Origin of the sequence: Amphibacillus sediminis NBRC 103570 (genome assembly GCF_001552275.1) — a bacterium.
Taxonomy (GTDB): Bacteria; Bacillota; Bacilli; order Bacillales; family Amphibacillaceae; genus Amphibacillus_B; species Amphibacillus_B sediminis.
The window spans coordinates 146,519-154,313 of the sequence record NZ_BCQW01000005.1 but is presented as its reverse complement, the minus strand read 5'-3'; the positions used below and the strand labels follow the sequence as shown (position 1 = coordinate 154,313).

7 protein-coding genes are annotated in these 7,795 nt (G+C 37.0%); 3 read left to right on the top strand and 4 right to left on the bottom strand.

Annotated elements, in window-relative coordinates:
* Positions 1-2: 2 nt before the first annotated feature.
* Positions 3-1,817, bottom strand: a complete 1,815-nt coding sequence (locus ASE01S_RS05805) for a sensor histidine kinase (protein WP_067839723.1) — start codon at positions 1,815-1,817, stop codon at positions 3-5.
* Positions 1,792-2,493: a response regulator transcription factor gene (locus tag ASE01S_RS05800; RefSeq protein WP_067839743.1), complete on the bottom strand. Its 702-nt coding sequence runs from the start codon at positions 2,491-2,493 to the stop codon at positions 1,792-1,794. The genes ASE01S_RS05805 and ASE01S_RS05800 overlap by 26 nt, the downstream gene beginning before the upstream one ends.
* A 511-nt stretch (positions 2,494-3,004) precedes the next feature.
* Here ASE01S_RS05800 and ASE01S_RS05795 point away from each other — a divergent pair.
* A complete protein-coding gene (locus ASE01S_RS05795) occupies positions 3,005-4,063 on the top strand; it encodes a YibE/F family protein (protein WP_306303212.1) in 1,059 nt (352 codons plus the stop codon).
* Positions 4,060-4,818, top strand: a complete 759-nt coding sequence (locus ASE01S_RS05790) for a YibE/F family protein (protein ID WP_067839717.1) — start codon at positions 4,060-4,062, stop codon at positions 4,816-4,818. Before ASE01S_RS05795 ends, ASE01S_RS05790 begins: the two co-directional genes overlap by 4 nt.
* 162 nt (positions 4,819-4,980) lie before the next feature.
* On the opposite strand, the gene ASE01S_RS15965 is transcribed toward ASE01S_RS05790, so the two are convergent.
* Positions 4,981-5,151, bottom strand: coding sequence for a hypothetical protein (locus ASE01S_RS15965; protein ID WP_169793088.1), 171 nt, complete (start codon positions 5,149-5,151; stop codon positions 4,981-4,983).
* Positions 5,152-5,275: 124 nt separating this feature from the next.
* On the opposite strand from ASE01S_RS15965, the gene ASE01S_RS05785 reads away from it, so the two are divergent.
* Positions 5,276-6,208, top strand: coding sequence for an SDR family oxidoreductase (locus ASE01S_RS05785; protein ID WP_067839715.1), 933 nt, complete (start codon positions 5,276-5,278; stop codon positions 6,206-6,208).
* 53 nt (positions 6,209-6,261) lie between these two features.
* Here ASE01S_RS05785 and ahpF read toward each other — a convergent pair whose 3' ends face one another.
* Positions 6,262-7,788 carry an alkyl hydroperoxide reductase subunit F gene (gene ahpF, locus ASE01S_RS05780; RefSeq protein ID WP_067839712.1) on the bottom strand — a complete coding sequence of 509 codons (1,527 nt, stop codon included), beginning with the start codon at positions 7,786-7,788 and terminating at the stop codon, positions 6,262-6,264.
* Positions 7,789-7,795: the final 7 nt, after the last annotated feature.

The window sequence follows — 7,795 nt, the reverse complement described above, 5'->3', positions numbered from 1 at the left end:
CCTTATTTCCTTACCAAAGGAAAACTGATAACAACTTTAAACATATCCCCATCTATTTCTACTTTAAATTTGCCTCCACTCACCTGTGTAAAACTTTCTGCAATGGATAAGCCGAGACCACTTCCATCTGCTGTTCTTGCTTTATCTCCTCTGTTAAATCTCTGAAGTATCTCTTCTGCTGTAAAATCTATTTCATACGAAGAAGTGTTTTTAATTGTCACTATGCCCATTCCGTTCTTTTCTGCAACTTCTATAAATATTCTTGTTCCTTTTAATGCATATTTTAATGCATTATCAAGCACGTTTTGCATTACTCTATAGAGTTTATTCCCATCTGCCACTATCTCTATAGGAGTATCTGGAAGCTCCATCTTTATTTGATGACCCAAATCTTCTAAGCTATCCTCCATATCTCCTAACGTTTGTTCAATCAACATTCTCAAATCAATCGTTTCTAAATTTAGATTAATATCACCACTGTTGCTCTTGGCTAAATCAAATAAATCAGAAACAATGTTCTTTAATCTATCAGATTTTTGATCAAGAATTTTAATGTAATCTTTTGCAGTCTCTGAAAGATCTGTTTCCTTAGATAATAAATCTACATAGCTTATTATCGAGGTTAAAGGAGTCTTCAAATCATGAGAAACATTGGTTATTAATTCTATTTTCATTCTTTCTGATTTCATTTGTTCCTCTAAACTTTCATTGAAACCTTTGTTGATGTCATCATATGTCTTATTATTATATTTCACGTACCAATAGATCAGTACAAGCTCAATTAATGGCGGTATTATTATTAACGGAGTATAAATTAACATAACGGTTAATAGTACTAAAATTACGCTACCTGCGATGAAAGCTAATTGTCTTCGATGTAAATTATTGGTTAATGGATACTTTGCATATCTTCTGCCGTCAAACAAGCTTTTAATAAAATCCTTTATCTTCCAACAAATTCTATATAGTAAAAAATCTTTTATAAACCTTTGCTTCTTAAGCTTTTTTACTAATGCTAATAATCCTGCTCCAGACAATAAAGTACCTATTGTAGTTATTAATCCAACTAGATACAAATAAGAAGTCTGAAGCGAAGGCGTTCGAAGTATATGATTATAGTAGTAATAGTTCTCTACAACATAGATAAAAATGGCTATAATTGGCAAAATAAATAATGCTAATAAAATTTCGCTATATAATTGATCAAACCAAGTTATTTGCAACTCTTCTTTATTTGGCTTCTTTCCTGTTACAATGATTAAATAGATACTAAGAATTATTGCTATAACCATATAAGTAGAAAACTTTATCGCCCGAATATGTAATATATGGTTTTCATTACTCCACTCTTCCTGCTTTTCTTTCATATATTCATCTGTAAAGGCAATATATATAGTTATATCCTCTCCAAACCAAAATATAAACTTTTCACTAACACTACTGTTAGATGCATATCTCCCCTGATTGTATTCATAGAAATGATTACTATAATTTATAAAGTCCTCTCGACTAAATGTCTCTCTATTAGTTATCGTTTCCTTACCATCGGTTATATAATAGATATGATTGTCATCCTCTATTAACGTCTCTTCTTTATATTTAAAATTCGAATATACCTTATCAAAAGCACTTTCTATCTCATTCGTAAATGTGTTGCTTTCTTCGTATGTTGCCACAAGCAGTGGCTCTACATTATATTCTTCCCAATCTACTTGCAATAATTGAATAACAGCCATTGAAATCATGATAGCTACTATCAAACATGCGATAAATTTTGTTATTGTATTTTTACTAAAGTTTTTCAATTTTGTACCCAATACCCCACACCACCTTTAAATATTTAGGCTCTTTAGGATTTATTTCAATTTTTTCGCGAATACGTCTTATGTGAACCATTACAGTGTTTTCAACAGAATAAGCGGGCTCTTGCCATACATTTTCATAGATTTGTTCAGATGAAAAAACCACACCAGCATTGGTCATCAAGAAATCTAATATCTTATATTCAGTAGGAGTTAGCCTAGTAGGGACACCATCTACTAACAATTGCTTGAATTCCTTATTCAGATTCAATCCCCCAACTGTAAGCTGAGCATTATGCGTGACGTTATCAACATCGCCTAAAGTGATATATCTTCTCAAATGGCTTTTTACTCTAGCAATCAATTCATCGGGATTAAATGGTTTCGTTACATAATCATCTGCTCCCATAGATAAGCCTAATATTTTATCGCTGTCTTCTGACTTTGCAGATAAAATAATAATTGGGATATTCTTTTGCTCTCTAATTTTTAAGGTAGTAGAAAGGCCATCTAATTTTGGCATCATAACGTCTAAAATGATTAGTTGAATATTATTTTGTACTAAAGCATCTAACGCTTCTAGGCCATTATAAGCTTTAATCACCTCATATCCTTCAATGGTTAATAACTTGTCTAGCGCATTTGCTATTTCCTTATCATCGTCTACCACCAATACTTTTGTATCCACTATAACGTACCTCCTATAACCTATATCTAGATTAACGATTGAATCTTTCAATCGTATATATATAAAACTTACAAATTTCTTAACGTATTCCATTCATTGTACCTGATAAAAACCCATACATTAGGTGCTGAAATGCTTTGTCGGTCTTGGGGCAAGATCCTGCCCTCCTGACCTTTTAGGTATATCAATGAGAAACTCAACATCTTGTACGAAATGATTTTGATAAGGACGGATTCTTAGACTTTTTGTATCAACGGTGCGTAGCCGTCCCCTAACGATTGCAAATCGCGATATTATGCTAGCTAATGATCTGATCAATGAGCAGTGATTCAATCATATCACACAAGAGCTATCATGAAGACGAATCAGATCTTATCCTCCAAGATAAACCATTTGGACAAGATATGGTATCATAGAAATATTGTAGCGAAGTAAGGAGAGATAAATGATGGATCTGCTCAAAAGAATAACGCGACGTCAACTTGTGTTGCTATTGTTAATAGGGGGAGCGGTTATGGCTTCACTTATTTTTGTTTATCATAATCAATCCTTTTATCAACAACCTATTGCTAAAGTGGTTGAGTCGACCATTATCTCGGAGCAAGAGGTCGTTGACAGTCAAGGCAATCAAGATGTGATCTATCAGCAGCAGCTATTAGCAGAGCTGATGAATGGTGCTGATAAAGGAGCTTTGATAGAACTTGTTAATGAATTTGCCGGATCATATGTTTATCATCCAGAGTTTCAAGTTGGAGATCAACTTTTTGTAACGATTGATCAGGTTAATGACACAGAGCGATTAACAGGTGGGATCATTGATGTAAAACGTGATCACTATTTACTGATGATGGCATTGCTCTTTGCTTTCGTTTTATCTGCTGTTGGGCGAAGACAAGGTATCTTGGCTGTTATTAGCCTTATTATAAATGCAGTATTAATGTCGTTAGGCTTAAATGTTTATATTCAGAGTGCGAATATCGATTTGCTAGTGATCATGGGTGTCGTGGTCTTGATCATGACGATTGTGTCTCTCTTGCTAATTAGTGGTTTCAAGCACCAAACCTATGCAGCAATTGTAGCGACTTTATTAGGAACATTTTTATTATTAGTGATTACTTATGCGGTCCTTAAACTTACCAATGAACAAGGCTTACGTTTTGAAGAAATGGAGTTCTTAACTCGACCACCTCAAGCCATTTTTATGGCAGGTGTATTAGTTGGCGCATTGGGAGCTGTGATGGATATAGCGGTTACGATCTCTTCAGCGCTGTTTAGTCTTTATGATAAAAATTATGCCATTGCTGATCAAGATCTGAAGGCTTCTGGACGGGTGATCGGTCAAGATATTATGGGGACGATGACGAATATATTATTTTTTGCTTATGTCAGTGGAACGATTCCAACACTGCTTTTATATTTCATGAATGGCGCGCCACTCGGCTTTACGTTATCCATGAATTTATCACTAGAACTCACGAGAGCGTTAGCAGGAGGGATCGGAATTGTATTAACCATCCCAATTAGTCTGTATACGACATTATTTTTCATAAATCGAAAGCGGGCGAGATTATGAATGTGCTGGTTATCTTAACATTATTGCTGTTGGTCTTAATGACAGCTATAGGAGGTAAGAAGGGGGTTCGCTCTTTTGTTGCGCTTTTTGTTAATTTTATTGTTTTATTGATTACAGTGTTAATAATGACTGATCCAAATGCGAATCCAATTATTTTAACTCTGCTAGCCTGTATAGTGATTAGCAGCAATACTTTGTTCTTTATTAATTCAATAAACATTAAAACAAAAATTGCTTTTGTTGCGACAATCCTAACCACTGTTATATTGCTGTTATTTATTCAATTCATTACTGAGCAATCGATGGTGCAAGGTTTTGGTGATGAGGAGATAGAAGGCTTAACTATTTTTTCTTTTTATCTTGGCCTTGATTTTGTTAAAGTAGCTGCTTCAGTTGTCATTATGAGTACAATTGGTGCAGTAGCTGATATCGCTATCTCAACAAGTTCACCGATGTTTGAATTTTATCGTCACAATCCTTCGATTAGTCGTCGTGACTTGTTTTTAGCTGGAATGAAAATAGGTCGTGATTTGTTGGCATCAAGTGCTAACACATTATTTTTTGCCTTTTTTGGTGGTTACTTAGCATTACTGGTTCGTTTTAAGGATTTGTCTTATTCTTGGGGGCAAATGGTCAATGCTAAAGTATTTAGTGCAGAGATGATCACAATTTTTTGCGCGGGAGTTGGAGTTGCCGTAATTATTCCAGTTACAGCTCTTTTATCAACCTTGTACTTAACGACCAAAAAAGAATAGAATAAACCAGGATAATGAATCAAAAACAGGGCAAGCATCAGCTTGCCCTGTTATAGTTTACTTTTAGAGCTTTAAGGCAAGAAAGCCGGAGCTCTCTAAACTTCAAGTGTTCACATAGTTTACGTCATTCCATATCCCTTTCTAGGAGTTGGCTACAAGAGATTAAAGAATAGGAAACGTCTGTGTGTAGCGTGGGTTTGTATAAAAGGGTGGACGCTTACCAATCAAAGGCATTGCCCATGTCGATGCATTGTCGCTATAAAGCATTTGTACGGTTTGATCAGATTGATCAATCAAAAGTAACCGAATTTCTGGGTGAAAGTAATGTGACAAAATGATCTCCTCCTTTAATGAATAGCCTATGCCCATAGTAAAAAAAGGTTAAGCAGAATGAAACAAGCACATGTTTTAGTGTGTTACATATGGTACCATAGCTGACAAAATAGGAGGATGCCTAATGACGAGTAACAAACGAAACCAAGGAGCAGACGACTACCCCCTTTATCCAAACTATGGATTAATCACCAAATATGAAGATATCCCGATCAGTGTACCTGAGCAACGGCAATTACGCCAGCCAGGCTTGGAGGGTTTAATGGAGCCAGCACCCATTATTGAAAATCCGCAGTATTTAGGGAGTAAAAAGCTACTAAGAAAAGTGGCATTAATTACAGGTGGAGATAGTGGCATTGGAGCAGCGATTGCCATTGCCTTTGCCAAAGAAGGGGCGGATGTTGCGATTGCCTATTTAGATGAGCATGAGGATGCACATCGAACGAAGGACCGGGTTGAGCAGCTTGGGCAACGGTGCTTATTGCTACCGGGTGATTTACGGCAAAAGGATCAATGTATTGCTATTGTAGAAGAGACGGTTGCACACTTTGGTGGACTAGATATTTTGGTCAACCATGTAGGCATACAATTTCAGCAAATGAGCTTACTTGATATAACAGATGAGCAATTTGATGATACGTTTAAAGTTAATATCTATTCACACTTTTATACGACTAGAGCAGCCATTCCTTACTTGAAATCTGGGAGTTCAATTATCAATACCGCTTCTATAGTTGCCTATGCAGGCGAACCGCAAATGATTGATTATACAGCGACTAAAGCAGCTAATATTGGTTTCACCCGTGCCTTAGCCAATAATTTGGTTAAACAAGGTATTCGTGTTAATGCTGTTGCGCCAGGACGTATTTGGACGCCACTTATTCCGGCGAGTTTTTCAGCGGATGAGGTGGCTATATTCGGATCCGATAATCCAATGCAACGGATGGCGCAGCCATTTGAAATCGCACCATCCTATGTATTTCTTGCCTCAGATGACTCCCGTTTCATGACAGGGCAAACACTCCATCCAAATGGTGGTGAAAGAACCTCTTCTTAAAAAGCAAAAAACAAAAAAGGATGTCCAAACAAGCTTGGACATCCTCTTTCAATCTAATTTCGAATTAAATAATCAAAGGCACCTAATGATGCAGTTGCACCTGAACCCATCGAAATAATAATTTGTTTATAAGGGGTAGTGGTACAATCGCCGGCGGCAAAAACGCCTGGCAGACTAGTGGCGCCACGACTATCGACAACAATTTCGCCGATTTTGTTCCGCTCAACCGTATCACCGAGCCATTCTGTGTTAGGAACAAGACCAATTTGAACAAAGACACCGGCTAATTCAATATGGTGTTCTTCATTTGTGTCACGATCAATATAAGAAATACCATTTACCTTTTCATCACCTGTAATTTCGGTAGTTTGGGCATTTTTAATGACCGTTACATTGGATAAGCTATAAAGTCTGTCTTGTAAAACAGCATCTGCCTTAAGCTCAGGCATAAACTCGAGTACAGTTACATGCTTGACGATACCTGCAAGGTCAATAGCTGCCTCAATACCTGAGTTACCGCCACCAATGACCGCAACATCCTTACCTTCAAACAATGGGCCATCACAGTGTGGGCAATAGGCAACACCTTTATTTTTAAATTCTGCTTCACCCGGTACACCAACATTACGCCAACGTGCACCAGTTGAAAGAATGACCGTTTTACTCTTAAGCACTGCACCACTTTCAAGTTCAAGCTCGAATAAGTCTTTTTTCTCAAGCTGTTTAGCTGTTTGAAGCTTCATGACATCAATGTCATAGTCGTTAACGTGAGCTTCTACGCTCGCCATTAATTTTGGTCCTTCAGTATAGGTGTTACTAATAAAATTTTCTATACCAAGTGTATCCATTACCTGGCCACCAAAACGGTCAGCGACAATCCCTGTCCGTATCCCTTTACGAGCAGCATAAATTGCTGCACTGGCTCCAGCTGGACCTCCACCTACGACTAGTACATCAAATGGATCTTTATCATTCAACTCAGAAGCATCTGGTGCATCGCCAATTTGAGAAAGAATTTCCTCCATAGTCATCCGTCCACTACTGAGAAATTCACCGTTAAGATACACGGCTGGTACCGCCATGATATTCTTACTTTCGACTTCTTCTTTATATGCGGCACCATCAATCATAGTATGTGTAATATTAGGGTTTAACACACTCATCACATTAAGTGCTTGAACCACGTCAGGACAATTGTGACAGGTTAAACTTACATAAGTTTCAAAGTGGTAGTCGCCTCTAATATTCTTGATTTGATCAATAATTTTCTCTTCAACTTTTGGTGCACGACCACTAACTTGTAATAGTGCTAGTACGAGTGATGTAAACTCATGACCAAGTGGAATACCAGCAAATACAACACCAGTATCTTCGCCTACTCGATTGATGCTGAAGCTTGGTGTCCGTTCTAGCTGAGCTTGTTCAACCGTTATCTTAGCTGACATGTCGGCAATTTCTTTAACAAGATCCTGCATCTCTGTTGAAACCTTGTCTGTACCAACACTTACCTTAATAACTATATCATTCTCCAATAATTCAATATATTGGGTTAATTGCTGCTTTATGTCTTGATCCAACATAGTCACT

What these genes read in the sequence shown, in the direction of transcription:
- ASE01S_RS05795 (WP_306303212.1), top strand. Translation starts at nt 3,005, where the DNA reads ATGGCTTCACTTATTTTTGTTTATCATAATCAATCCTTTTATCAACAA.
- ASE01S_RS05790 (WP_067839717.1), top strand. Translation starts at nt 4,060, where the DNA reads ATGAATGTGCTGGTTATCTTAACATTATTGCTGTTGGTCTTAATGACA.
- ASE01S_RS05785 (WP_067839715.1), top strand. Translation starts at nt 5,276, where the DNA reads ATGACGAGTAACAAACGAAACCAAGGAGCAGACGACTACCCCCTTTAT.
- ahpF (WP_067839712.1), bottom strand. Translation starts at nt 7,788, where the DNA reads ATGTTGGATCAAGACATAAAGCAGCAATTAACCCAATATATTGAATTA.